The sequence below is a fragment of the Antarcticimicrobium sediminis genome (genome assembly GCF_004348975.1).
In the GTDB taxonomy this organism is placed as follows: Bacteria; Pseudomonadota; Alphaproteobacteria; order Rhodobacterales; family Rhodobacteraceae; genus Antarcticimicrobium; species Antarcticimicrobium sediminis.
In genome coordinates this window covers 93,062-117,549 of sequence record NZ_SMFP01000012.1, presented here as the reverse complement: position 1 = coordinate 117,549, position 24,488 = coordinate 93,062, and the positions used below count along the sequence as shown (strand labels likewise).

Below are 24,488 nucleotides of genomic sequence, written 5' to 3'. Positions count from 1 at the left end.
ACCCCGGTCGCTGGATCAAAGGAGAGACACAAACATGCAGGACCTGTCCCACATCCCGACACCCCCAGAGGCCGATGCCCGGAAGAGGCAGGCGAAGAGGCAAGCAACGGGAGCCCCGTCCCTCGCCGACCTTGCGGCAGCGGATCGCGCCACCCTGCTCGATCACTGGCGCGCAACCTTCGCCGCGCCACCGCCCAAGGGCATGAGCCAGGTCTTCCTGCGCCGGTTTCTCGCCTTCGAGCTGCAATCCTGCCAGCATGGTGGCCTGCCTAAGAGCTTGATCGACCGGATCGCGCGGGAAGCGGCGGGCACGACGCGCAAGACAGCGCCCGCGCTCCGTCCTGGCGGCCGACTGCTCAGGGAGTGGAACGGCGTGACCCACGTGGTAGACATTCTCGAGAATGGCTGCCTGTGGCAGGGCGAGACCTACCCTTCCCTTTCCGCCGTCGCCCGCGCCATCACCGGTGCCCACTGGTCCGGACCGCGCTTCTTCGGCCTCGCCGATCAGGCGGGCCGACGCCAGTCGCGGTCAGGGTCGAAAGGCAAAGGGGCCGCAAAATGAAGCCGAAGCCAAGGACCATCCGCTGCGCAATCTACACCCGCAAATCCTCGGAGGACGGGCTGGAGCAGGAGTTCAATTCCCTCGATGCCCAGGCCGAGGCCTGCGCCGCCTATGTTGCCAGCCAGAAGCACGAGGGCTGGAAGCTCCTGCCTGCCCGCTACGACGATGGCGGCCTCTCCGGCGGCACGCTGGAGCGCCCTGCCCTCCAGCGGTTGCTCGGCCATATCGAGGCGGGCCGGGTCGACATGATCGTGGTCTACAAGATCGACCGTCTCACCCGATCGCTGACCGACTTCGCAAAACTGGTCGAACGCTTGGAGGCCGCGGACTGCTCCTTCGTATCGGTCACCCAGGCCTTCAACACCTCCTCCTCGATGGGGCGGCTCACCCTCAACGTGCTCCTCTCCTTCGCCCAGTTCGAGCGTGAGGTGACGGCCGAACGCATCCGCGACAAGATCGCCGCCTCCAAGAAGAAGGGATTCTGGATGGGGGGCAACCTGCCGCTCGGCTATGACCGCCATCCCGATCCGGAGAAGCGCAGCCTCGCGATCAACCCGGTCGAGGCTGAAGTGGTCAAGACCCTGTTCCGTCTCTACGATGAGTTGGGGTCCCTAGGCGCTGTCACCCGCGAAGCCGAGCGGCTTGGCATAGGGTCCAAACGCCGGACCAACCTGTCCGGTCGCGCGAGCGGAGGCGGTCGCCTCAGCAACGGGCAGGTACACCACCTCCTGCGCAATCCGGTCTACACCGGGCAGATCCGCCACAAGGACAAGCTCTGGCCCGGCCTGCACGATCCGATTCTCGAGCAGGAGCTTTGGGACCGTGTCCAGGCCGGGCTCGACGCAGCATCGCGACGGCCTCGTGGACGGACAATCCCCTCCGGCGCATCCCCCGCCGCGGCTCTCGTCGGCAAGCTTCGCGATGAGACCGGAGATCGCCTCACACCCACCCACACCGTGAAGAGAGGCCGGCGCCACCGCTACTATGTCTCCAACCGCCTGATATCTGGCGGCACCGATCCCTCCGGCTGGCGCTTGCCCGCCGCGAGCTTTGAGCGGGCCGTCGCTGGCAGCCTGGCGGAGCATTTGACAGCGCTGGTCAAATCGCATCGCCTGCTTGAAACCCCGGACGCAGCGGCGGCCCTCAGCCTCGAGGCACGCGTCGACACCCTGACCGACAACCTGCGCAGGACACCGGCGACGGCAGCGCCACTAATTGCTGAGGTCCGCGTGACCCGCACCAGCCTGCACGTCACCTGCGACGAGGATGCCCTGACCGACGGCCTCGGCCTTGCCACCGGTGCCCTCTCTTCCGGCGCCGTCGCATTCGCGTCCCCCTTGACGCTACGCCGCCGCGGTGTCGAGACACGCATCGTCAGTGGCACGCTTGCCCCGGCCTCGGACCCGGTTCTGCTGCGCAACCTGGCCGCAGCCCATTCCTGGACCCGCGACCTTCATGCCGGGACACCCATATCCGGGATCACCCGCAAGAGCGGACACTCCGAATCCTTCATCCGCACCCGGGCGCAGCTCGCCTTCCTCTCCCCGAGCCTTCAGGCCGCCATCCTCTCAGGCACCCTGCCGCCTGACGTCACCCTCAAGCGCATCCTCGCCAAACCGATCCCCCTCGACTGGGCCGAGCAGGAACATCTCTACGGTCCTCCCGCCACCTGAACAGTGTTCGAGATCACTTCGCGCCGCGGAGCACTCTCTTTCCCGGGGGTCGCCCGTGGCGCGATTCCATTCATTCTGCGGAAAAAAAGCGATGGCTCACAGGATGCGGTTTCCCTGTAAATTCCCTGTTCATCACGGGCCCGGGTCCGAAAACCGAACCCCCGAAATTGCCTCGCGGAGACTGCGCCCGAAAACCGCCTGTTTCGCGCCAAGCCAAGGCGTCTCTCCCCAAGAGTCTAACCCGCAACCGCCCGAAAACCCGGGCAGAAATCGCGAGAGCGTCGTCATCAGGGGAATACCGGAAGGTGGGTGGCGGGGAGACAGGGATTCGAACCCTGGGAACGCTCTCACGCTCAACGGTTTTCAAGACCGCCGCATTCGACCACTCTGCCACCTCCCCGGCACGGCGCGGGTGTAAGCTGCCCGGCGGGGGCAGGCAAGACAAAACCGGGGATTTCTTGCCGAGGACTGCGCGGCGTACTTTCCATGCCAGCATCGTCGCGTTATGATCCACCCAACCGGTTGCGTCGGACCCTGTCGGGGTGCGACGTGGCTGCACGACCGGGTCAACCGGCGCGGGGCGCACGGGCGTAGGTGCATATGGGGTGCATCTGCGGACGGTGGCCCGCCGACAGGCAAGGAACATGAAGATGGATCGCGTATTACGTACATTCGGGCGCCCGTTTTGTACTCTCCGCAGCCCCGTGCGTTTCGCGCTGCTTCTTGGGGCGGTCGGGGTGCTCGCGGGCTGCGAGGATAGGGCACAGATGCCCGCCTTTTTACAGGCCAAGGACAAACCCGCAGACAGCGCGCCCGTGCAGACCACCCGCACCAAACTGGTGGAGCGCGACGTCGAGGCCCCCGAGGTGTTTCAGGTCACCGAGGCGGGGCTGTGGGACGGGCGGCCTTCGCTGGGCGGGGTCTGGGTGGCGCATCCGGACGTGACCGAGCCCGAGCGAGTGATCATCCGAAATGCCGCCAACGGCAAATTCGTCATCGGCGCGCTGTTCCGGCGTGAACGGGCGATTCCGGGGCCGCGCATTCAGGCCTCTTCGGATGCCGCTGCCGCGCTGGGGATGCTGGCCGGTGCGCCGGTCAAGCTGAACGTCACCGCGCTGCGGCGCGAAACCGTCGAGCCGGAGCCCGATCCGGAGGCCGCCGCCTCTGCGACCCCGGACGCCCCCGCCGACGTGACGGAGACCGCGCTGGATCCCATCGCCGGGGCAGCGGCGGCGATTGATGCCTCCGCAACGGCAGCCAAGGCAACGGCTAAACCGGCTGCCAAACCGGCGGCGAAACCGGCTTCAACATCGCGCGCCTCTGCGCTGGACAAGCCCTATATCCAGATCGGGATCTTCAGCGTCGAGGCCAATGCCAAACGCACCGCCGACCAGATGCGGCGCACCGGCATGGTGCCGACCCTGCTGGAGCAGGAGTCGAACGGAAAACAGTTCTGGCGCGTCGTCGTCGGCCCCGCACGGAACAAATCCGAACGCGCGGCCTTGTTGAAGAAAGTCAAGGAAACCGGATTCTCGGATGCCTATGCTGTTACAAATTAATCCCCGCCTCTCCGGGGCGCTTCGCCTGACCGTTCTGGCCTTTGCAACCGTCCTTTGGGCGTTGCCGGCTGCAGCCTTCGAGACCCGGGCGCGTGCGGCCTATATCCTCGACCAAGGCACCGGCACGGTGCTTTTGTCCAAAAATCCTGACCAACCGCTGCCGCCGGCCTCGATGTCCAAGCTGATGACGCTTTATGTCGCTTTCGAGGCGCTGCGCGACGGGCGGCTGACGCTGGACGAAAAGCTGCCGGTGAGCGAACACGCCATGAGCTATGGCGGCTCGACCATGTTTCTTGATACCACCGACCGGGTCCGGGTCGAGGATCTGCTGCGCGGCATCATCGTGCTGTCGGGCAATGACGCCTGTGCCGTCATCGCCGAGGCGCTCAGCCCCGATGGCACCGAGGCCGGCTTTGCCCGCTACATGACCCAGCGCGCCCAGCAGATCGGCATGACCAACTCTACCTTTGCCAATTCCAATGGCTGGCCCGCCGCCGGACACCGCATGTCGGTGCATGACCTTGCTGTCCTTGCCAGACATATCATCACCGATTTCCCGCAGTATTATTCGCTGTTTTCCGAGACCGAGTTCGCCTTTGACGGGCGCGCTCCCTCGAACACCCACAACCGCAACCCGCTGCTGCATTTGGGCGTCGGCGCCGACGGGCTCAAGACCGGTCACACCGAAGAGGCCGGATATGGGCTGGTGGGGTCGGCCAAGCAGGGCGATCGTCGGGTGATCTTTGTCCTGTTCGGACTGGGCAGCAAGGAGGCGCGCGCCGACGAGGCCGAGGCCGTCGTTAACTGGTCATTTCGCCAATTTGCCGAAAAAATCGTTCTTCGCGCCGAAACGCCAGTCGCCCAGGCCAAGGTCTTCATGGGGCGAGAGCCTGAGGTGAATCTGGTCGCAACCGAGGATGTCACCGCGCTTTTGCCTGCGCTCTCGGCGGACAAGATTGAGGCCGAGGTGGTCTATACCGGGCCGATCCACGCCCCGATCACCAAGGGCGACCAACTGGGGGAACTGGTGCTCAAACCCGAGGGGCTGGAAGAGATCCGCCGCCCGCTGGTGGCTGATCGCACGGTGCCCACAGGCGGGTTCACTGTCCGGGTGCAGACCGCCGCGCGGGCGCTTGTAACCCGCTTCGTCAAAGGCCCCGAGGGGACGATGTGACCGCCCCCGCCCGCTTCATCACCTTCGAGGGTATCGACGGGTCGGGAAAATCCACCCAGGCGCGCCGCCTGGCCGACGCCCTGCGCGCCGCCGGTCACGCGGTTGTGCTGACCCGCGAACCCGGCGGCTCGCCCGGGGCCGAGGAAATCCGCAGCCTCGTGTTGGAGGGCGACCCCGACCGCTGGTCGGCCCAAACCGAGATCCTGCTGTTTACCGCGGCGCGGCGTGACCATCTGGAACGCACCATCGAGCCGGCGCTCGCCGCAGGCAAGATCGTGATCTGCGATCGCTTTGTCGACAGCACCCGGATGTATCAGGGCCTGTCGCGCGGCGATCTGCGCGCGCTGGTCGACACGCTCCATGATCTGATGATCGGGCGAGAGCCTGACCTGACCTTGTTGATCGACCTTGACCCCGACACCGGGCTTACCCGCGCCCGGGGCCGGCAAGGACATGAAGAGCGGTTCGAGGATTTCGGCCCGGATCTGCAACAGCGCATGCGCGCGGGGTTCCGCGCGCTGGCCCGCGAATTCGCCCCCCGCTTTCGCATCATCGACGGCGCCCGAACCGAAGAAGAGGTCGCCCGCGACGTATTCTCGGTCGTCGAACAGGCGCTGGCATGAGCGACACCCCCCCGCCCACCGATCAGGTGCAAGGCGCACCGCATCCGCGCGAAACGCCCCGGCTGTTTGGTCAGGATGCCGCGGAACAGGCCTTTCTCACCGCGTTCAACTCCGGGCGGCTCCATCACGGCTGGCTGCTTACCGGGCCACGAGGGGTCGGCAAGGCAACGCTGGCGTGGCGCATCGCGCGCTTTCTGCTGGCCACGCCAGACCCGCAGGACGGCGGGCTTTTTGCCGGGCCGCCCCCCCCCGAGACGCTGCAGATCGACCCCGACCACCCGGTCGCGCACCGGCTGCTGGCCGGGTCTGATCCTGGGCTTGCCGCCATCACCCGCAGCGTCAACGAAAAGACCGGCCGCATGCGCGATGAGATCGTGGTGGACGACATTCGCGCGCTCAACCGCTTTTTCGGGCTCTCGGCGGCCGATGGTGGACGGCGGGTGGTGATCGTGGATTGCGCTGACGAAATGAACACGAGCGCCGCCAACGCGCTGTTGAAAATGCTGGAAGAACCGCCGGCGCGCACCACGCTGCTGCTGATTTCGCACCGGCCCTCGGGGCTGTTGCCGACCATCCGCTCGCGCTGTCGCACCCTGCGGCTGGGTCCGTTGAACCCCGATGACATGCGCGCCGCGTTGGAACAGGCCGGGGTGGCGCTGCCGGGCGATGCCACGCATCTGGCGGCGCTCTCTGCCGGGTCGGTCGGGGCGGCGCTACGGCTGAGCGCGCTGAACGGTCTGGCGCTTTATACCGAATTGATCGCCCTGCTGAACAGCCTGCCGCAACTGGATCGACCGCGGGCGCTGGCACTGGCCGAGACCGCCGCCCAGCGCGGTGGCGGTGAGCGGTTCGACCTGCTGCTGGACCTGATCGACACCGCGCTCGCCCGGCTGGCGCGCACCGGCGCCACCGGCATCGCCCCCACGCCCGAGGCCGCCAACGGCGAAAGCGAAACCCTGTCCCGCCTGTCACCCGACCTGCCCCGCGCCCGCGCCTGGGCCGAGGCCGCCTCCGAAATCACCGCCCGCAGCCGACACGGACGGGCGGTCAACCTTGACCCTGCGGCGCTTGTCCTAGATACGGTTTTCAGGATGCACAAGACAGCCACGGGCTAAGTCCGGCGCCCCAAGCCCTGCGCCACCAGCCCTGCGCCACCTGCCCTGCACCCGCCAGCGCGACGGACAGAAACCGACCGGAAGCCGATGACCGAGACCATACAAACCCCGCCCCAAAGCACCGCCCAGATCACCGATAGCCATTGCCACCTTGATTTCCCCGATTTCGAGGGGCAGCTCGACGCTGTCATCGCCCGCGCCGCCACCGCCGGGGTCACCCGCATGGTGTCGATCTGCACCCGCCTGCGTAACGAACCCGCGGTGCGCACGCTTGCCGAAACCTATGCGCCGGTCTTCTACGCCGCCGGCACCCACCCGATGAGCGCGGCGGAAGAGCCGATGGCCACGGTGGACGAGCTGATCGCACTGGCCAAACACCCGAAATTCGTCGGCATCGGTGAAACCGGGCTCGACTACCATTACAGCGCCGACAGCGCCGAGGTGCAGAAACAAAGCCTGCGCATCCATATCACGGCCGCCCGCGAGACCGGGCTGCCGCTGATCATCCACGCCCGCGCCGCCGATGATGACATGGCGCGCATCCTCGCCGAGGAATACCGCGCCGGCGCCTATGGCTGCGTGATGCATTGCTTCTCCTCGTCCGCCGCGCTGGCGAAGGCCGCGCTTGACCTTGGGTTTTACCTGTCGATGTCGGGCATCGCCGCCTTTCCCAAAAGCACCGATCTGCGCGCGATCTTCGCCGCCGCGCCGCTGGATCGCATTCTGGTCGAGACCGACTCGCCCTATCTTGCGCCGCCGCCCCATCGCGGCAAACGCAACGAACCGGCGTTCTCGGCCCTGACCGCCCGGGTCGGGGCCGAGGCCTTTGGCCTCGACTACGCCGACTTCGCGGCCCGGACCCAGGACAATTTCGACCGCCTGTTCACCAAGGTCGCCGCCTACGGGGTGACGGCATGACCGAGGGGTTGCGCTTTACCATCCTCGGCTGTGGCTCTTCCGGCGGGGTGCCTCGCCTCGGCGGGCACTGGGGCGATTGCGACCCGCAAAACCCGCGCAACAGCCGCCGACGCTGTTCGATGTTGGTCGAACGCGACGGCCCCGAGGGCACCACCAGCGTGCTGATCGACACCAGCCCCGATATGCGCAGCCAGTTGCTCGACACCGGCACCGGGCGGCTCGACGGGGTGCTTTATACCCATTCCCATGCCGATCACGTGCATGGCATCGACGATCTGCGCATGATCGTCTTCAACATGCGCGCCCGGGTGCCGGTCTGGGCCGATGGCGACACCCAGAACGCGCTGCTGAGCCGGTTCGGCTATGCCTTCGTCCAACCCGAGGGCTCGCCCTATCCGCCGATCCTCGATTTGCGGACCATCAAGGGCCCGTTTGAGGTCACCGGCCCCGGCGGGCCGATCCCGTTCCGCCCCTTTACGGTTGGCCATGGCTCGATTGACGCGCTGGGGTTCCGCATTGCCGGGCTGGCCTATCTGCCTGACGTGGCCGAAATCTATGACAAGGCTTGGGACGAGTTGCAGGATCTCGACGTCTGGGTGCTCGACACCCTGCGCCGCACCCCGCACCCGACCCATTCGCACCTGGCGCAATCGCTGGAGTGGATCGAACGCGCCGCCCCGAAACAGGCGGTGCTAACCAACCTGCATATCGACCTGGACCATGACACCCTCGCCGACGAGACGCCGGACCATATCATCCCGGCTTATGACGGCATGGTGATCCGGCTGCCCTTCCCGGCCCCATGATCTTCTTCTTGTTGCAAATACTCCCGCCGGAGGCGTCCCGACCCCACCGCAGGCGCACCGCAGGATGATCCAAGCCCTGATCGACGTGATCCTGCCGGTCTTTCTGGTGATCGGCGCTGGCTATGCCGCCACGCGGGCGGGGTACTTTCAGTCCAGCCATGTCGACGGGCTGATGCGCTTTGCCCAAAGCTTTGCCGTGCCCTGCCTGCTGTTCTCGGCGATATCGCACATCGACCTGCGCGCCGGGCTGGACCCGCGACTGCTGATCAGTTTCTACACCGGGGCGCTGTCCTGTTTCGGCCTCGGGATTGTGGGGGCGCGGCTGCTGTTCAACCGCGACTGGGAAGATTGCGTCGCCATCGGCTTTTGTTGCCTGTTTTCCAACTCGGTGCTGATGGGCCTGCCGATCACCGAACGCGCCTACGGCCCCGACAGCCTGACCGGCAACTACGCCATCATCGCCTTTCACTCGCCGTTTTGCTACGGCGTCGGCATCACCGCGATGGAGATCGTGCGCAACCACGGGCGCGGCGGTCGTCACACCGCCCGCGCGGTGCTGACCGCGATGTTCCGCAATACGCTGATCCTTGCGATCCTGCTGGGCTTTATCGTCAACCTCACCGGCATCGCCGTGCCCGGCGCGGTGAACGATGCGCTCGGGCTGATCACCCGCGCCGCCCTGCCCACTGCGCTGTTCGCGCTGGGGGGCGTGCTGGTGCAATACCGTCCCGAAGGCGACCTGCGCGCCATCGCGATGGTCTGCGCGCTGGCGCTGCTGGTGCATCCGGCCCTCACATGGATGCTGGGGCGCGCAACGGGCTTGCCGCAGGATCTGTTCCGCTCGGGCGTGCTGACGGCCTCGATGGCGCCGGGGGTGAACGCCTATATCTTTGCCAATATGTACGGGCGGGCGAAACGGGTGGCTGCCTCTTCCGTGCTGATCGCCACCGGGGCCTCGGCGCTCACCGTGTGGTTCTGGCTTTACGTGCTGGGGTGATGGCGCGCGCCGCTCGCCCCCGACGGCAACGCCGCCGCCGCACTCAACCCAAGACGCAATGCCGCACCCATCTTGACTTGGCCCCGCTCGCCTGCCAGATGACCCCTACACCATAACCCGCAACCGGGCGTTCCGTGGGCGCCAAACTGACGAGGAGTGCCAGACATGGCCCAAATCTCACTCACCTTTCCCGATGGCAATTCGCGCAACTTCGACGCCGGCATCACGCCTGCGCAGGTGGCGTCAGAGATCTCCACCTCGCTGGGCAAGAAGGCGATCAGCGCCACCGTGAACGGCCAGCACTGGGATCTGCAGTGGCCGATGCAAGCGGATGCCAAGATCGCCATCCATACCCTGAAGGACGAGCCGCAGGCGCTTGAGCTGATCCGCCACGATCTGGCCCATATCATGGCCCGCGCCGTGCAAGAGATCTGGCCCGGCACCAAGGTCACCATCGGCCCGGTGATCGAAAACGGCTGGTACTATGATTTCGACCGCGACGAGCCCTTTACGCCCGAAGACCTCGCCGTGATCGAAAAGAAGATGAAAGAAATCATCAACCGCCGTGATCCGGTCACGACCGAGATCTGGGACCGCGCCCGCGCGATCGAATATTACGAGGCCAACAACGAACCCTACAAGGTCGAACTGGTCGAGGCGATCCCCGGCAATGAGCCCCTGCGCATGTATTGGCACGGCCATTGGCAGGATCTTTGCCGCGGTCCGCACCTGCAGAATACCGGACAGCTGCCCGGCGATTCGTTCAAGCTGATGAGCATCGCCGGCGCCTATTGGCGCGGTGACAGTAATCGCGAGATGTTGCAGCGGATCTATGGCGTCGCCTTCCAGAACAAGGAAAAGCTCAAGGCCTATCTGCATATGCTGGAAGAGGCCGCCAAGCGCGACCACCGCAAGCTGGGCCGCGAGATGGACCTGTTCCACATGCAGGAAGAGGCCCCGGGTCAAGTGTTCTGGCACCCCAATGGCTGGACCATCTATACCACCTTGCAAGACTACATGCGTCGCCAGCAGAAACGCGGCGGCTATGTCGAGGTGAACACGCCGCAAGTCGTGGATCGCAAGCTGTGGGAAGCCTCGGGTCACTGGGAGAAATACCAGGAGCACATGTTCATCGTCGAGGTCGACGAAGAGCACGCGCGCGAGAAAACCGTCAACGCACTCAAGCCGATGAACTGCCCCTGCCATGTCGAGATCTTCAAACAGGGGCTGAAATCCTATCGCGAACTGCCGTTGCGCATGGCCGAATTCGGGTCGTGCAACCGCTATGAGCCCTCGGGCGCGCTGCATGGTATCATGCGGGTGCGCGGCTTTACCCAGGATGATGCGCATATCTTCTGCACCGAGGATCAGATCGCGTCCGAGACCGAGAAGTTCATCGCCTTTCTCAGCGACGTCTATCGCGACCTCGGCTTTGCCAGCTACAAGATCAAGTTCTCCGACCGCCCCGATATGCGCGCCGGCTCGGACGAGGTCTGGGACCGCGCGGAAGCGGCGCTGCTGTCGGCCACCCAAAAGGTGACCAACGATATCGAGCTGAACCCCGGTGAAGGCGCCTTTTACGGCCCCAAACTGGAGTTCGTGCTGACCGACGCCATCGGGCGCGACTGGCAATGTGGCACCTTGCAGGTGGATTTCGTGCTGCCCGAGCGGCTGGACGCCACCTATATCGGCACCGATGGCGCCAAGCATCGCCCGGTCATGCTGCACCGCGCCACCTTGGGCAGTTTCGAGCGCTTCATCGGCATCCTGATCGAGGAACACGCCGGCAAGCTGCCGTTCTGGCTGGCTCCGCGTCAGGTCGTGGTGGCCTCGATCACCTCCGAGGCTGATGATTACGTGGCCGAGGTGGTCGCCGCACTGCAAGCTGTCGGTGTCCGGGCCGAGGCCGATATTCGCAACGAAAAGATCAACTACAAGGTCCGCGAACATTCGGTCGCCAAAGTGCCGGTGATCCTTGCCCTTGGACATCGTGAGGTCGAAGAGCGCACCGTGACGCTGCGCCGTCTGGGCGAGAAACAAACCGCGGTCCACTCGCTCGAAGATGTTACAAAGGCGCTCGGCCTTGAGGCGACACCGCCGGATCTTTTGTAACATTTCCCGCCCTGATCCTGCATTCCGGCCCTTGAACCGGGTCGGAATGCAACATTTTGGCGGGTTTCCACCGATTTCAGGCCCGAAAGGCTTCGTTTCGCTCACGTATCCTGACACGGGCGTGACGCACGCCGACGTGAATTCCCCAAATCAGCCCCGCCGCGCTACAGTCCTCCTGCGACATACGACTACTGTTGAATTCATTTCTGGAGGACTCGCAATGAACACCACTCTGAAGACCCTCGCCGTTGCCGGCGCCGTTGCCGCAGCCATGACCGCCGCCACCACCCACAGCGCCTCGGCCCAAGCCAAGGAAAAATGCTACGGCGTGGCGATGGCCGGACAGAACGACTGCGCCGCAGGGGCCGGTACAACCTGCGCCGGCACCTCCAAGGTCGACTATCAGGGCAACTCCTGGAAGCTGGTCGACGAAGGCACCTGCACCTCGATGGAGCTGCCGGCCATGATGGACGGCACCGCGCGCGCCGGTTCGTTGGAGCCGCTGGCCCGCGACGTGCCCGCATAAGGGCAACACGCCCCCGGGCGGCGCCCCTGTGCGCGCCGCCCGACTTTCCTTTTCCCAATCTTTCCCCTCGGGAGCGATCCCATGCTGGACCAGACCGCCCAACCCGCACGCCTGCCCAACGCCGCAGGCATCGGCTACAAGCCGCAGCATTTCACGGCGCTTTGCGATGCTCCCAGTGCGGTGAGCTGGCTTGAAATCCACGCCGAGAACTACATGGGCGATGGCGGCCGCCCGCTGGCGCAACTGCGCCACCTCGCGCAAAGCTTTCCGATCTCGGTCCATGGCGTCGGCCTGTCGATCGGCGGCGAAGGCGCGCTGGATCGCGATCATCTGGCCCGGCTGAAACAGCTGTGCGATTGGCTCAATCCCGCCAGCTTTTCCGAACATCTGGCGTGGTCCAGCCACGACGAGGCCTTTCTGAACGATCTGCTGCCGCTGCCCTATACCGATGCCACGCTGGCCCGTGTCGCCGATCATATCGATCAGGTGCAAACCACGCTTGGCCGCCGCATGTTGCTGGAGAACCCTTCCAGCTATCTCGCCTTTGCCGAAAGCACTTGGTCCGAACCCGATTTTTTGGCCGAAATCGCCCGCCGCACCGGCTGTGGTCTGCTGCTGGACGTGAACAACGTCTTCGTGTCGGCCACCAATCTGAATTTCTCACCGCAGGGCTATATCGACGCCTTCCCGCTTGATCCGGTGGGCGAGATCCATCTCGGCGGCCATGACACCCAAGCCGACGATCACGGCGCACCACTGCTGATCGACAGCCATGGGCGCGAGGTGGCCGATCCGGTCTGGGCGCTGCTCGACTATACGCTGGCCCGCTCGGGGCCGCGCCCGCTACTGATAGAATGGGACAATGACGTGCCCGACTGGCCCGTGCTGGAGACTGAGGCCGACCGCGCCCGTGTCGCCCTGCAAGAGGTGCCCGCATGCGCGTAAGCGAGACCGAATTCCGCGCCGCCCTGCTGGACGCCGACCAACCGGTGCCAACGGGCCTGCACGACAGCGCCGCGCGCCCCGCCGGGTGCCGCTTTGATGTGTACCGCAACAATGTCGCCGCCTCGCTGACCGACGCGCTGCACGAGGGATTTCCGGCCATCTCAAGCCTGCTGGGCAAGACCAATATGGATGGGGTCGCGGGCCTTTTCCTGCGCGCGCACCCGCCGCGCACGCCCCGGTTGATGCTATATGGTGCCGCCTTCCCCGACTTTCTCGCCGGGCTCGAACAACTCGCGCATCTGGGCTATCTCGCCGATGTGGCCCGTCTGGAACTGGCACTGCGCCACGCCTATCACGCCGCCGATGCCACCCCGATCACACCAGAGCGGCTGGGCCAGACCGCGCCCGAAACCTTGTTGACAGCCCGCCTGACCTTGGCCCCAGCGCTGCGCCTGCTGCGTGCGCCTTGGCCGATCCACGACATCTGGCGCTATGCGTTGGAGCCCGGCGCGCCCCAGCCCCGCACAGAGCCGCAAGACATGCTGATCACGCGCCCCGATTTCGATCCCGCGCCGCACCTTCTGCCCCCCGGCGGGGCCGCATGGATCGCCACGCTGCAAGCAGGCCAAAGCTGGAGCGCGGCCGAGGATGCCGCCCGCACTGAGGCCCCCGATTTCGACCTTACGCCGGTGCTGACCCTGTTGTTGCAGGGCGGCGCGATCACCGACCTCATACCGGAGCGATAACGAATGCAGCCATTGATCCGCCTTCACCATTCTGTTTTCGGCGCACTGGACCGCGCCGGAAACGAGATCCTGCCGCTGCTGGCGCGGCTCGCCTTTGCCGCCACGCTGCTGGGCTATTACTGGGCCTCGGCGCTGACCAAACTGGGCGACGGGCCGCTGGGCCTGCTGCGCCCCTCGACCGGGGCCTATGCGCAGATCTTTCCCCGCCAGTTGGAAGCGGTCGGCTATGACGCCTCGCAGCTTTCGGTGCTGCATTGGCTGATGGTGACACTGGGCACCTGGGCCGAATTCCTGCTGCCAGCGATGATCGTTCTTGGCCTGTTCACCCGGCTGGCCGCGCTTGGCATGATCGGCTTTGTCCTGCTGCAAACGCTGACCGATATATACGGACACGGGATGACGGATGCGGCCACCATCGGCGTCTGGTTCGACCGGATGCCCGACGGCACCCTGCTGGATCAGCGCCTGTTCTGGGTCGTGCTGCTGGCCATACCGGTAATCAAGGGCGCCGGCACGCTGTCACTGGACGCGCTTCTGCGCCGCCGCATGGCACCGGCTTGGGCCTGAGCGCACGCGTCCTGAAGAGGCTTGGCCGGGTGTGTTTACTCGGCCTGAGCCGTCTCAGAAATGCGCCTTGGGCTCGTCCGGCTTACCGGCGGCCAGCGCCAGCACCCCCGCCAGCCCCGCGAATGCAATCGGGAACATGGTGAAAACATTGAAGCCAAAGGCATGGTACATCCCTGCCGCCGAAAGCAGCAGCAAAATCCCGCCCCATAGCGCCCGCGCACGCGCCATCGCACCCCCGGCGATCGCCAACATCGGCGCCAGAACCGAGGTCACGCGGATCAGTTGCACATCGAGCACCTGCTCGGCCAGCCCGTCGATCGTGCCAAAATGTTCGACTGCGGCGGTATAGCCATAGCTGAAGAACCCCACGATCATCCCGGTTACCCCGGCGATAATCCCCAATACGAGGGCCGCGTTGCGCATCTTGTCTCGCCTCCTGTTTCGAACCTTCACATAAAGGCGCGCTCAGCCCAAGCCAAGGGCCGCGCGCACCTCGGGCCCCCACCCGAGGTAAAGCTCGCCATCCGCCTCGATCAGCGGGCGTTTCATCAGCGCCGGATGCGCAGCCAGCAACGCCAGCGGATCACCCGCGCGGTCCGACTCGGACAACCCGCGCCAAGTAGTGGATCGGGTGTTAAGCAGCGCGGCGCCAAATTGGGCATGGGCCGCGCGCAAAACCTCCTCTGGCACCCCGGCACCCCGGACATCGACGAAATCCGCATTGCCAAGCAACTTCAGTGCCTTACGGCAGATATCGCAGGTTTTCAGCCCGTACAGGATCATCTTTCGCCCCCTATTTGAGGGCCGAAATATCCGGCATGGCCGTGAAAATCAGCCCCTAATTCCTGTTTTTTACATTGGCCGTGTAATCCTGCCCCGCGCAGAGTTACCGCACGGGGCCAAGTGCACGTCAGAAGGCGACGCGGGACATGCCGCGAGCCCCCGTGAAATGGATCTATAGCACCAAAGGCCATGGTTTTGTCGTGCCAGCCACCGAAACATGACGCAGTAGCCCCTGTGTGTCGCAGACCCTCTTGCACGGCGCCAAGGGATCGTCTAAATGCCTGTCTACACCATCGGCGGCGAGTTGGCGGAGTGGTTACGCAGCGGATTGCAAATCCGTGTACAGGAGTTCGATTCTCCTACTCGCCTCCAACTTCCCCGGCTCCCGGAACATGTCGCTGGTCGCTTACTTCCCCAGATGCCGCGCCTGTTGCGCCAGCGCGCGGATTGCGGGCCAGTCTCCGGCGGCGAGCAGCGATTTCGGGGTCACCCAGCTACCACCGACGCAGGGAACTGTCGAAAGCGCAAGGTAGTCGCGCGCATTTGTCGGGCTGACCCCGCCGGTGGGGCAAAAGCTGATCTGCGGCAGCGGTGCAGCCAGCGCCTTGAGCACGGCCACGCCACCCGCGGCTTCGGCGGGAAAGAATTTCAGTAGATCATAGCCGCGCGCCAGCAGCACCATCGCCTCGCTCGCGGTGACCGCACCGGGCAAAAGCGGCAGATCCGCCGCCTCGCAGGCCGCAAGCAGTGCATCCGTCGCGCCGGGAGAGACCGCGAATTGCGCCCCTGCCGCGCGCGCGATCTGCACATCGGCCGGTGTGATCACGGTGCCAGCCCCGACAATCGCACCGGGCACATCGCACATCTGCCGGATCACCTCGGGCGCTGCCGGCGTCCGCAGTGTGACCTCCAATACCGGCAAGCCACCAGCTACCAAGGCCTCGGCCAGCGGTCGGGCCTGGGCCGCGTCTTCGACGACCAGAACCGGGATCACCGGGGCCATCGCCCCCAGCGCGCGCATTCGGTGGCTTGCTGTCACCGGATCAATCGCCATCGCTTGCCCCCGTCGCATCACCGAACACCGACGCCCCCGCCGTCGCAGGCGAAACCGCCTTGCGAAAGACCGCGAACAATTCGCGCCCTATCCCCACCGCATGGGAAGAGAGATCCGCCACCGCAGCGGCGCGCTCCAACACGCCCTCGCTCACGATGTCGAGCCGCCCGGCCCGCGCATCCACCCGCAGCACGTCGCCATCGCGCAGCCGGGCAATCGGGCCGCCCTCCAGCGCCTCGGGGCAGACATGGATCGCCGCAGGCACCTTGCCAGACGCGCCGGACATGCGCCCATCCGTCACCAGAGCGACCTTTTGCCCGCGCCCCTGCAGAATGGACAGAATCGGCGTCAAGCTGTGCAATTCTGGCATGCCGTTGGCACGCGGCCCCTGAAAGCGGACCACGACCACGACATCGCCGGTCAGCTCGCCATTGTGAAACGCCAGCTTGACCGCCTCCTGATCGTCAAAGACCCGCACCGGCGCTTCGACCACGTGGTGTTCGGGGGCCACCGCGGACACCTTAATCACCGCCGTTCCAAGCGTGCCCGCCAGCCGCTTCAACCCACCACTGGGCTGGAACGGCTTGCTTGCCGGGCGCAGGATGGATTCGTTCAGGCTGTGACCCGCCCCCGCCGCCCAGCTCAGCTCACCGTCGATCAGCTGCGCCTCTTGAGTATAGCGGTGCAGCCCCGGTCCGGCCACGGTTTCGGTGTCGGGATGCAGCAAGCCGGCGTCAAGCAGCGTGGCGATGGTATAGCCCAGCCCACCAGCGGCATGGAAATGGTTCACATCGGCCAACCCGTTGGGATAGACCCGCGCGACCAGCGGCGTGATCTCTGAAATTTCGGAAAAATCCAGCCAATCCAGAATGATACCGCCCATCCGTGCCATCGCGATCAGATGGATCAGATGATTGGTCGACCCGCCCGTCGCGTTCAGCCCGACGATGCCGTTGACGAAGGCACGCTCGTCAAGGATGCGACAGACCGGTGTATACTCCGCACCCAGAGCGCTCATCGCCAGCGCCCGCTGCGCGCCTGCGCGGGTCAGCGCCGCGCGCAGCGGCGTGCCCGGATTGACAAAGCTGGCCCCCGGCAGGTGCAGCCCCATGAATTCCATCAGCATCTGGTTGGAATTGGCGGTGCCGTAAAAGGTGCAGGTGCCCGGCCCGTGATACGCGGCCATCTCGGCTGCCATCAGCTCTTCGCGCCCGATCTCACCGGCGGCGAATTGCTGGCGCACCTTGGCCTTTTCATCGTTCGCCAGACCGCTGGTCATCGGCCCCGCAGGCAGGAAAACAGCGGGCAGATGGCCAAAGCTTTGCGCCGCGATCACCAGCCCGGGCACGATCTTGTCACAGACCCCAAGGAAAACGGCGGCGTCAAACACATCATGGCTCAACGCGACACCGGCGGACATGGCGATCAGGTCGCGCGAAAACAGGCTCAGCTCCATCCCCGGCGCGCCTTGGGTGACACCGTCACACATGGCCGGAACGCCCCCCGCAACCTGTGCGGTGCCGCCGACCTCGCGCACGGCTTGGCGGATCAGTTCGGGAAACTGCTCGAACGGGCTATGCGCTGAAAGCATATCGTTATAGGCGGTGACGATGCCCAGATTGCCAGCGCCGCCCTGCGCTAGCGCCTGTTGATCTGGGCCCGCACTGGCATAGGCGTGGGCCTGACCGGAACAGGACAGATGTGCCCGCGCCGGCCCCTGCTCGCGGGCCGCCTGCATGCGCGCCAGATAGGCCGTGCGCGACGCCCGGCTGCGCGCGATGATCCGCTCGGTCACCTTGTAAAGGATAGGGTGTAAGGTCATCGCTCTCCTGCTCTGGCGGCGGTCCGCCATCTTTTCTGCGATCGGGCGCGGGCTTGGTCCCGCAGCGCCATATGCGCATGTGTCCCGGACGCTTGCATTCACAATCCAAAGCGGGGCCCGGATTTGCAACCCGAAACCGCAGGACAGGCCCGCCACGGCAAAGGCGCGCGCAGTCTGGTCCGGGCGATATCCCCCTGCGGTTCAGGGCGGCTCAGGCTCAGCCAGGGGCCATTGCCTTCGGTCACTGGTGGAACTCGCGCAGGGTGAGCCCACCTCCATTGCAGGCGCCGCTGGATCTAGAGAGGGCTTTCCGAAAATCACATTATCTTTGCATCTTATTTATTTGATAAATAACAATAAGACTACCAACGACAATCCGTTTCTCCGCCCCGATATCGGTGCCTGACCGCCGGAAAGAGACCAAATTGGGTGGCCCTTTCTGAAGTTCTACGAGTTTCGCCCCCCGTTTTGCGGTTTTCCCCTGATAAAAGCGGCCTGCACCGCTCTGCCTTTTGCCCGGCCTTTGCCCGGTGCGGCGCGCGCCGTCTATCCTCGCCAAAGCAGGTCTTAGCGCCGAGGTCACCTTGTGGAGAAATGACACCAATGTTCGATATGTTAGGCAATCGCGCAGTTAACTGAGCATATATCATGAAATATATCGCAATATATCAACTCAGAAATCACTCTCTAGCGCATCCGAACCCTTCAGGACCCGCCGCATAGGGGAGATTTAGCGCGCGAAACCGCGCCCCTCATCCGATGCTGCGCAGATACTCCATCACCGCCGGGCGGACCGACTGATCACCGCGATGGCGGGCGTCAAAGATGATCTTGCGCACCTCGCCCAGATTGGTACGCCGCAGCAGGCTTTTCACCGGCCCGATCGAGGCCGGGCGCATCGACAGGGTGCGCAGGCCAATCGCGGCCAGACACAAGGCCTCGACCGGGCGGCCCGCATCTTCACCGCAGAAACTCAGCGGCGTGCCAGAGCGATCACAGCGCTCGACGATCTGTTCAAGCAGGCTGAGAAAACTTACGTTCAGCGTATCATAGCGCCGCCGCACCCGTTCGTTTTCACGGTCCGCAGCAAAAAAGAACTGCTTGAGATCATTGCCGCCGATCGACACGAACCCCACCTCGTCAAAGAACTTCTGTGGTGCAAACGCCAGAGAGGGGGTTTCCAGCATGGCGCCGATCTCGATGCTTTCGGGCAGCGTGTGGCCCAGCCGCTCTTCCCGCGCGATGGTCTTGTCGACCTCGGCCCGGGCGGCGCGATATTCCTCGAACTGGGCGACAAAGGGGAACATGACGGACAGCGGCCGCCCGTTGGCCGCGCGCAGCAGCGCCTGAAGCTGCATCCGCATCACCCCGGGCTTGTCCAGCCCGACCCGGATCGCGCGCCACCCCAGCGCCGGGTTGGGTTCATCGTTGGGCTTCATATAGGGCAGCACCTTGTCCGAGCCGATATCCAGCGTCCGGAACACCACCCGTTTGCCATGCGCGGCATCCAGCACCCGGTCATAAAGCGCCACCAATTCCGAGCGTTTCGGCATCTTGTTGCGGACAAGGAATTGCAGTTCGGTCCGGAACAGGCCAACCCCCTCGGCCCCGGAATCGTCCAGCGACGGCAGATCGGCCATCAGCCCGGCGTTCATCAGCAGACTGATGCTCACCCCATCCAGCGTCTCGGCCGGTTTGTCGCGTATCGAGGCATAGCGCTGCTGGGCCTCGGCGTGCATCGCGATCTTGTCGCGAAAGGCGCCGACCACCGACTCGTCGGGGCGCAGATGCACCATGCCGTGATCGCCATCCACCACCAGATGATCGCCATTCAGCGCCTCGGTCGTAATCCGTTTGGCCCGCACCACCAGCGGAATCGCCAGCGCCCGGGCGACGATGGCGGCGTGCGATCCGACCGACCCCTCTTCGAGCACGATGGCGCGCAGGCCGCGACCATATTCCAGCAAATCCCCGGGCCCGATATTGCGCGCGATCAGGATCGGATCCGCCGGCATTTCGGCACCGGTGTTGTTGCCCTGCCCGGTCAGGATGCGCAGCAGCCGGTTCGACAGATCATCAAGATCCGACAGCCGTTCGCGCAAATAGGCATCCTGCGACTGCGAGATCCTGTTGCGCGCCAGGCTTTGTTCCTTTTCCACCGCCGCCTCGGCCGACAGGCCGCGGGCGATGTCTTCGGACATGCGGCGCATCCAGCCCTTGGAATTGGCGAACATCCGGTAGGCTTCAAGCACCTGAAGCTGTTCCGTGTCGGCCCCGCGCGACAGCTCCAACATCTTGTCGACACCAACGCGCAGCTCCTCGACCGCTTCGGTCATCCGCTCCAGCTCGCGAATGGGATCATCGGCGATCGGGTTGGTGACGACGACCCGGGGCTCATGCAGCCAGACATGGCCCTCGGCGGCGCCTTCCTGCGCACTGATGCCACGGATCACCACCGAGCGCTGATGCAGCGGCGACAGCGCCGCGCCCTCGCCGACGAAAGCGCCCAACTCGGTCATCTCGGCGATCACCATCGCCACCACCTCAAGGGCATAAACCTCATCGGCGGAAAATTCCCGAGCGTCGTGCGATTGCACCACCAGCACGCCCATCGATTCGCCCAGCCGTTGAATCGGGATCCCGAGGAAAGAGGAATAGCGTTCTTCGCCGGTCTCGGCCATGTAGCGGAAACCGGGTTCGGCCGGCGCATTGCGGGTGTTGATCACACGCCCGGTCCGGGCCACCCGGCCCACCAACCCCTCGCCCAGACGCATCCGGGTGCTGTGCACCGCCGCAGCGTCCAACCCTTCGGTGGCGCAAAGTTCCAGCGTTTCGGGATCGCGGAACAGATAGACCGAGCAAACCTCGGTCCCCATGCTGTCGGCGATCAAATGGGTAATCTTGTCCAGCCGGGCCTGACCGGCATCACTGCCCGCCATGACCTCTTGCAACCGCCTCAGCAGCTTGCGACTCTCGCTTTCCGTGCCGTCGGGCATGGGCCTCGTTCACATTGGGGTATCAGACGACCCGAGGAAAATCCACTCAGGCCGCCTTGTCCAGATTGAACGCATCATGCAGCGCCTGAACGGCAAGTTCCATGTATTTCCGGTCAATCAGGACAGAAATCTTTATCTCTGAGGTTGTAATGACCTTGATGTTGATCCCCTCACCCGAGAGTACCTTGAACATTTTTGCCGCGACGCCCGACTGGCTGCGCATGCCGATTCCGACGACAGACACCTTGGCGACCTCCGTATCGGCGATCATCTGACCATAGTTCAGCTGACCGTCGGTCTTGATCTTGTCCAGCGCCGCCTCGGCGCGGGTCACCTCGTTGGTGGGGCAGGAAAAGGTCATATCCGTGCGCCCCTCTTCCGAGATGTTCTGCACGATCATGTCGACATTGACGCCTGCCTCGCTGAGCGTGGTAAAGATCGTCGCGGCGATGCCGGGGCGGTCCGCCACCGACAGCAACGTCAGCTTGGCCTCGTCGCGGGAATAGGCGACGCCGTTCACAACATTGGATTCCATGATATCCTCCTCGGCACAGACCAGTGTGCCCGCTTCGTCGGACTGTTCCTCGAAACTCGACAAGACGCGCAGCTTGACGCCAAACCGCATCGCAAGCTCGACCGAGCGGGTTTGCAGCACCTTGGCACCAAGGCTGGCCAGTTCCAGCATTTCCTCAAAGGCGATCTTGTCCAGCTTGCGCGCCTTTGCGCAGATCCGCGGGTCGGTGGTATAGACACCGTCCACATCGGTATAGATATCGCAGCGTTCGGCCCCGAATGCGGCAGCAAAGGCCACCGCCGTGGTGTCCGAGCCGCCCCGGCCCAAGGTGGTGATCCGGCCCTCGGGGCTGATGCCCTGAAACCCGGCGACAACGGCGACCTTCATGCCCTCGGCGAATTTCTGGGTGACATTCGCGGTCGGAATTTCCACGATCCGGGCGGCCGAATGGGTGCTGGTGGTTTTCAGCGGCACTTGCCAGCCCTGCCAGCTGCGCGCCGGGACATCCATTTCCTGCAAGGTAAGCGCCATCAGACCAGCGGTGACGTTTTCGCCTGAAGACACCACCGCATCATATTCGCGGGCGTCAAACAGCGGCGAGGTTTCTTCCACCCAACCGACCAGCTCATTGGTCTTGCCGGACATGGCCGAGACGATGACGATCACGTCATAGCCCTTGGCCACCTCGACACCGACACGCTTGGCGGCGCGCCGGATACGATCCAGATTGGCGACGGATGTGCCGCCGAATTTCATCACGAGGACGGGCATGCGCTTTTCCCTTGGTCCCGAAGTCGGGCGCGGTGTACGCGCAGCGCGCGACGGGCGCAAGAGAAAGGCGCGTGGGGTGTGGCGCGAGTCTCGCGCACATCCGCCCCCGAAGCGCGCCCCGCCGCCTGCAGTGGTCGGCCGGGGCGGGGCGACAACTTGCGATAAACGCGATGGATGCGGCTGTGGCGGGAGCCCTCAGTACGCGTGCGCGCGTCCGTCCCATGTCTCGAAACAGCCGGTTCGGCCCATATCCAGTTCGGCAAACCGCTCCACCAGCCCGGCGGCGGCGGCGGCGACCGAAATCTCTGCCGTGCCGCCCCCCATGTCGGTCTGCACCCAGCCCGGATGGTAGATGCCTACAGCGATTCCCTCGCCCCGCAGATCGGTGGCAAGGTTGCGACCCAGATTCAGCACGGCGGCCTTAGAGGCGCGATAGATATAGCTGCCCCCCGGTGCGTGGGTGTGCGAGGCCATCTGCGACGAAATGATGGCAATCTTTGCACCGGGTGTCGCGCGCAGATTTGGCAACAGGGCCTGAACAGCCAGAAACACGCCGGTCACGTTCACCGCAAAGCTCTGCGCCCACATATCTGCCGGATAGCCGCCCTCCAGCGCCTGTCCCTTGTCCAGATAGACCCCGGCATTGCACACAAGCAGATCCAGCGGCTGATCGGCAAGCTGCGCCGCCATAGCGCGATGCGCCTGCGGGTCGGTCACGTCGAGGGCAATCTCGGCGCTGCCATCGCGGGCGGTGCCGCTGACCGTGTGACCTTGCGCGCGATACCGCCCGGCCAGCGCCGCGCCGATACCGCGCCCGGCGCCGGTGATAAGAACATGCATAGGCTCAGTTGACCTTTCGATTGGGTAAAAAGGGCAAGGGCGCGATCGGTATGCCCTCCTCGACCAGCGCGCGGGCCTCCTCGAGCTTGGCCTCGCCATAGATCGGGCGCTCGGGCGCATCGCCCTGATGCATCGCGCGCGCCTCGGAGGCGAAGTTAACGCCGACATAGTCAGAGCCTTCCTCGACCTTGCGGCGCAATTCGGACAGGGCCTGTTCGGCGGCGTTGGAAGGTTTGCTGAGCGGGCGATCCGGGGTCTTTGGCTCTGGCGCGTCCGCGATCTGGCGCTCGGGGCGCACGCGCGGGGTCATCATCGCCTTTTCCACCTTGCCGCTGCCACAGATGGAACATTGCACCATGCCGGCGGCGGCCAGCTTGTCATAGGCCGCAGCAGACTGGAACCAGCTGTCAAAATCGTGCCCATCGGCACATTTCAAGGCGTATTGGATCATCTTCGTGTCGCCATTTGGGGTCTGTGATTAGATATCCGCACGGGGGACGAGATCAAGGGCCGCGGCGGTCGCGGGGGGCAGATCACGCGAGAGTGTACAAAATCGGCAACGTTTCGGGGCGTTTATCGGCGACTGCCAAGCCTCCCCCGGGTCGCCTTCAGGCTTTCACGGCCCCCATTCGTGCGGCGAGCCTCTCGGTCAATTCAGCATGGGGGATATCGGCGTCGATTGCCAGCCGACGCAGACCGAAATGCACAAAAGCCATCTGCTGGTAATAGCGGGTAAACAGGAAATTGGTCCCGGCCCCCGCCACGGCCCCGAGCACCGGCACGCTTTGCGCGGCAAGCTTCTGCCCCAGAACGACGGCCAACCGGGGCGAGACCTGGGCGATCAGTTTTTGCAACGCGCCGCCGGTCAGGGTCAGACGCAGCGCAAGAAAGCTGGTATCGGCACCGTCGTCATGGCTCAAAGGACCGGCCGAAGCAAACACTTGGATACAGTCGAATTGCACGTTCTCGGCGGCGGGGTCAAAGCCGCTTTGCGCCGCGACGCCTTGGATCGTGCGCAAAAGCATGGTGGTGGTGGCGGGCAGTTCCACCAGCGCGCCGGGCAGGCCGGCGAACCCGCCAGCGGCCCCCATCGCGGTGGTCAGCGCGGTGTCGACCCAGCCGGGCTGGTCAGGCACCCTGCCCCGGCTGCTCTGGGCGGCGCGCACGGAGAGCGTCAGCGCCTGTTCGGTGGCGGCGCCCAGCTTGCCGCGCAGCTCGGGCGGCAGGCGCGACAGCAGCCCCTCAGCGCGCCCACCTAGGGCCGTCAGCAGGCGCATCCCCGGCCCACCCGCCGCACGATACAGCGCGGCAAGGCGATCCAGCTCGGCCTCCGGATCGACCGGCAGGCTCAGGGTAATGTCCTCGGGTGTCATCTGTTCAAGATT

The 24,488-nt window shown here is 65.0% G+C and carries 23 protein-coding genes and 2 tRNA genes; 15 read left to right on the top strand and 10 right to left on the bottom strand.

From position 1 onward, the window contains the following. Window positions 1-34: 34 nt before the first annotated feature. Together E1B25_RS16915 and E1B25_RS16910 are read left to right on the top strand one after the other, a co-directional pair. Window positions 35-562 (top strand): DUF2924 domain-containing protein, encoded by a 528-nt coding sequence (locus E1B25_RS16915; RefSeq protein ID WP_132830714.1) that lies wholly within the window; start codon window positions 35-37, stop codon window positions 560-562. Next, entirely contained in the window at window positions 559-2,235 is a 1,677-nt protein-coding gene (locus E1B25_RS16910) for a recombinase family protein (protein ID WP_132830712.1), read from the top strand. Before E1B25_RS16915 ends, E1B25_RS16910 begins: the two co-directional genes overlap by 4 nt. 310 nt (window positions 2,236-2,545) lie before the next feature. Here the strand turns inward: E1B25_RS16910 and E1B25_RS16905 are convergent. Next, window positions 2,546-2,635: transfer RNA gene (locus tag E1B25_RS16905), tRNA-Ser, on the bottom strand. A 367-nt stretch (window positions 2,636-3,002) separates the two neighbouring features. On the opposite strand from E1B25_RS16905, the gene E1B25_RS16900 reads away from it, so the two are divergent. The 12 genes from E1B25_RS16900 to E1B25_RS16845 all read left to right on the top strand — a co-directional run bounded on the left by E1B25_RS16900 (window position 3,003) and on the right by E1B25_RS16845 (window position 14,323). Continuing rightward, the gene (locus tag E1B25_RS16900; protein WP_245510746.1) at window positions 3,003-3,794 is read left to right on the top strand and encodes an SPOR domain-containing protein; all 792 of its coding nucleotides are present in this window, start codon (window positions 3,003-3,005) and stop codon (window positions 3,792-3,794) included. Next, entirely contained in the window at window positions 3,778-4,968 is a 1,191-nt protein-coding gene (locus tag E1B25_RS16895; protein WP_132830709.1) for a D-alanyl-D-alanine carboxypeptidase family protein, read from the top strand. Before E1B25_RS16900 ends, E1B25_RS16895 begins: the two co-directional genes overlap by 17 nt. After that, the gene (gene tmk, locus E1B25_RS16890; RefSeq protein ID WP_132830707.1) at window positions 4,965-5,591 is read left to right on the top strand and encodes a dTMP kinase; all 627 of its coding nucleotides are present in this window, start codon (window positions 4,965-4,967) and stop codon (window positions 5,589-5,591) included. Before E1B25_RS16895 ends, tmk begins: the two co-directional genes overlap by 4 nt. Further along, window positions 5,588-6,706, top strand: coding sequence for a DNA polymerase III subunit delta' (locus tag E1B25_RS16885; RefSeq protein WP_132830705.1), 1,119 nt, complete (start codon window positions 5,588-5,590; stop codon window positions 6,704-6,706). Before tmk ends, E1B25_RS16885 begins: the two co-directional genes overlap by 4 nt. Window positions 6,707-6,793: 87 nt before the next feature. Beyond that, entirely contained in the window at window positions 6,794-7,624 is an 831-nt protein-coding gene (locus tag E1B25_RS16880) for a TatD family hydrolase (RefSeq protein ID WP_132830704.1), read from the top strand. Beyond that, window positions 7,621-8,430 carry an MBL fold metallo-hydrolase gene (locus E1B25_RS16875; RefSeq protein WP_132830702.1) on the top strand — a complete coding sequence of 270 codons (810 nt, stop codon included), beginning with the start codon at window positions 7,621-7,623 and terminating at the stop codon, window positions 8,428-8,430. Before E1B25_RS16880 ends, E1B25_RS16875 begins: the two co-directional genes overlap by 4 nt. 64 nt (window positions 8,431-8,494) lie before the next feature. Then, window positions 8,495-9,427: an AEC family transporter gene (locus E1B25_RS16870; protein ID WP_132830701.1), complete on the top strand. Its 933-nt coding sequence runs from the start codon at window positions 8,495-8,497 to the stop codon at window positions 9,425-9,427. A 165-nt stretch (window positions 9,428-9,592) separates the two neighbouring features. Then, complete coding sequence (gene thrS / locus E1B25_RS16865) at window positions 9,593-11,539, top strand: threonine--tRNA ligase (protein ID WP_132830699.1); 1,947 nt, start codon at window positions 9,593-9,595, stop codon at window positions 11,537-11,539. A gap of 220 nt (window positions 11,540-11,759) precedes the next feature. Beyond that, window positions 11,760-12,065 (top strand): BufA1 family periplasmic bufferin-type metallophore, encoded by a 306-nt coding sequence (locus E1B25_RS16860; RefSeq protein ID WP_132830697.1) that lies wholly within the window; start codon window positions 11,760-11,762, stop codon window positions 12,063-12,065. A gap of 81 nt (window positions 12,066-12,146) precedes the next feature. Then, window positions 12,147-13,010, top strand: a complete 864-nt coding sequence (bufB, locus tag E1B25_RS16855) for an MNIO family bufferin maturase (RefSeq protein WP_132830696.1) — start codon at window positions 12,147-12,149, stop codon at window positions 13,008-13,010. Further along, on the top strand, window positions 13,001-13,756 hold the full coding sequence (locus E1B25_RS16850) for an HvfC/BufC N-terminal domain-containing protein (protein ID WP_132830695.1): 756 nt from the start codon (window positions 13,001-13,003) through the stop codon (window positions 13,754-13,756). Before bufB ends, E1B25_RS16850 begins: the two co-directional genes overlap by 10 nt. A 3-nt stretch (window positions 13,757-13,759) precedes the next feature. After that, on the top strand, window positions 13,760-14,323 hold the full coding sequence (locus tag E1B25_RS16845; protein ID WP_132830693.1) for a DoxX family protein: 564 nt from the start codon (window positions 13,760-13,762) through the stop codon (window positions 14,321-14,323). 54 nt (window positions 14,324-14,377) lie between these two features. On the opposite strand, the gene E1B25_RS16840 is transcribed toward E1B25_RS16845, so the two are convergent. Together E1B25_RS16840 and E1B25_RS16835 are read right to left on the bottom strand one after the other, a co-directional pair. Then, window positions 14,378-14,746 (bottom strand): hypothetical protein, encoded by a 369-nt coding sequence (locus tag E1B25_RS16840; protein ID WP_132830691.1) that lies wholly within the window; start codon window positions 14,744-14,746, stop codon window positions 14,378-14,380. A 42-nt stretch (window positions 14,747-14,788) separates the two neighbouring features. Then, window positions 14,789-15,106, bottom strand: a complete 318-nt coding sequence (locus E1B25_RS16835; RefSeq protein WP_132830690.1) for an ArsC/Spx/MgsR family protein — start codon at window positions 15,104-15,106, stop codon at window positions 14,789-14,791. A gap of 298 nt (window positions 15,107-15,404) precedes the next feature. Between E1B25_RS16835 and E1B25_RS16830 the strand changes: the two genes are divergently transcribed. Next, window positions 15,405-15,478 (top strand) — tRNA-Cys (locus tag E1B25_RS16830). A 34-nt stretch (window positions 15,479-15,512) separates the two neighbouring features. Here E1B25_RS16830 and eda read toward each other — a convergent pair. From eda to E1B25_RS16795, 7 genes are all read right to left on the bottom strand, one after another. Continuing rightward, window positions 15,513-16,160 carry a bifunctional 4-hydroxy-2-oxoglutarate aldolase/2-dehydro-3-deoxy-phosphogluconate aldolase gene (gene eda / locus E1B25_RS16825; RefSeq protein WP_132830689.1) on the bottom strand — a complete coding sequence of 216 codons (648 nt, stop codon included), beginning with the start codon at window positions 16,158-16,160 and terminating at the stop codon, window positions 15,513-15,515. Beyond that, window positions 16,150-17,982, bottom strand: coding sequence for a phosphogluconate dehydratase (gene edd / locus E1B25_RS16820; RefSeq protein WP_132830687.1), 1,833 nt, complete (start codon window positions 17,980-17,982; stop codon window positions 16,150-16,152). Before edd ends, eda begins: the two co-directional genes overlap by 11 nt. Before the next feature lie 752 nt (window positions 17,983-18,734). Continuing rightward, window positions 18,735-20,978 carry a phosphoenolpyruvate--protein phosphotransferase gene (ptsP, locus tag E1B25_RS16815; protein ID WP_132830686.1) on the bottom strand — a complete coding sequence of 748 codons (2,244 nt, stop codon included), beginning with the start codon at window positions 20,976-20,978 and terminating at the stop codon, window positions 18,735-18,737. Window positions 20,979-21,024: 46 nt separating this feature from the next. Continuing rightward, window positions 21,025-22,263: an aspartate kinase gene (locus E1B25_RS16810; RefSeq protein WP_132830684.1), complete on the bottom strand. Its 1,239-nt coding sequence runs from the start codon at window positions 22,261-22,263 to the stop codon at window positions 21,025-21,027. Between the two features lie 195 nt (window positions 22,264-22,458). Further along, window positions 22,459-23,103 carry an SDR family NAD(P)-dependent oxidoreductase gene (locus E1B25_RS16805; protein WP_132830683.1) on the bottom strand — a complete coding sequence of 215 codons (645 nt, stop codon included), beginning with the start codon at window positions 23,101-23,103 and terminating at the stop codon, window positions 22,459-22,461. Window positions 23,104-23,107: 4 nt separating this feature from the next. Further along, window positions 23,108-23,554 carry a DUF1178 family protein gene (locus E1B25_RS16800; protein WP_132830681.1) on the bottom strand — a complete coding sequence of 149 codons (447 nt, stop codon included), beginning with the start codon at window positions 23,552-23,554 and terminating at the stop codon, window positions 23,108-23,110. 157 nt (window positions 23,555-23,711) lie between these two features. Further along, window positions 23,712-24,476, bottom strand: a complete 765-nt coding sequence (locus tag E1B25_RS16795) for an EcsC family protein (RefSeq protein WP_132830679.1) — start codon at window positions 24,474-24,476, stop codon at window positions 23,712-23,714. Window positions 24,477-24,488 lie beyond the last annotated feature (12 nt).

Coding starts and splice junctions, on each gene's coding strand:
- E1B25_RS16810 (WP_132830684.1), bottom strand. CDS start 22,263: ATGCCCGTCCTCGTGATGAAATTCGGCGGCACATCCGTCGCCAATCTG.
- E1B25_RS16835 (WP_132830690.1), bottom strand. CDS start 15,106: ATGATCCTGTACGGGCTGAAAACCTGCGATATCTGCCGTAAGGCACTG.
- E1B25_RS16900 (WP_245510746.1), top strand. CDS start 3,003: ATGCCCGCCTTTTTACAGGCCAAGGACAAACCCGCAGACAGCGCGCCC.
- E1B25_RS16885 (WP_132830705.1), top strand. CDS start 5,588: ATGAGCGACACCCCCCCGCCCACCGATCAGGTGCAAGGCGCACCGCAT.
- E1B25_RS16845 (WP_132830693.1), top strand. CDS start 13,760: ATGCAGCCATTGATCCGCCTTCACCATTCTGTTTTCGGCGCACTGGAC.
- E1B25_RS16915 (WP_132830714.1), top strand. CDS start 35: ATGCAGGACCTGTCCCACATCCCGACACCCCCAGAGGCCGATGCCCGG.
- E1B25_RS16880 (WP_132830704.1), top strand. CDS start 6,794: ATGACCGAGACCATACAAACCCCGCCCCAAAGCACCGCCCAGATCACC.
- ptsP (WP_132830686.1), bottom strand. CDS start 20,978: ATGCCCGACGGCACGGAAAGCGAGAGTCGCAAGCTGCTGAGGCGGTTG.
- E1B25_RS16795 (WP_132830679.1), bottom strand. CDS start 24,476: ATGACACCCGAGGACATTACCCTGAGCCTGCCGGTCGATCCGGAGGCC.
- thrS (WP_132830699.1), top strand. CDS start 9,593: ATGGCCCAAATCTCACTCACCTTTCCCGATGGCAATTCGCGCAACTTC.
- E1B25_RS16840 (WP_132830691.1), bottom strand. CDS start 14,746: ATGCGCAACGCGGCCCTCGTATTGGGGATTATCGCCGGGGTAACCGGG.
- bufB (WP_132830696.1), top strand. CDS start 12,147: ATGCTGGACCAGACCGCCCAACCCGCACGCCTGCCCAACGCCGCAGGC.
- edd (WP_132830687.1), bottom strand. CDS start 17,982: ATGACCTTACACCCTATCCTTTACAAGGTGACCGAGCGGATCATCGCG.
- eda (WP_132830689.1), bottom strand. CDS start 16,160: ATGGCGATTGATCCGGTGACAGCAAGCCACCGAATGCGCGCGCTGGGG.
- E1B25_RS16860 (WP_132830697.1), top strand. CDS start 11,760: ATGAACACCACTCTGAAGACCCTCGCCGTTGCCGGCGCCGTTGCCGCA.
- E1B25_RS16800 (WP_132830681.1), bottom strand. CDS start 23,554: ATGATCCAATACGCCTTGAAATGTGCCGATGGGCACGATTTTGACAGC.
- E1B25_RS16875 (WP_132830702.1), top strand. CDS start 7,621: ATGACCGAGGGGTTGCGCTTTACCATCCTCGGCTGTGGCTCTTCCGGC.
- E1B25_RS16870 (WP_132830701.1), top strand. CDS start 8,495: ATGATCCAAGCCCTGATCGACGTGATCCTGCCGGTCTTTCTGGTGATC.
- E1B25_RS16850 (WP_132830695.1), top strand. CDS start 13,001: ATGCGCGTAAGCGAGACCGAATTCCGCGCCGCCCTGCTGGACGCCGAC.
- E1B25_RS16910 (WP_132830712.1), top strand. CDS start 559: ATGAAGCCGAAGCCAAGGACCATCCGCTGCGCAATCTACACCCGCAAA.
- E1B25_RS16805 (WP_132830683.1), bottom strand. CDS start 23,103: ATGCATGTTCTTATCACCGGCGCCGGGCGCGGTATCGGCGCGGCGCTG.
- E1B25_RS16895 (WP_132830709.1), top strand. CDS start 3,778: ATGCTGTTACAAATTAATCCCCGCCTCTCCGGGGCGCTTCGCCTGACC.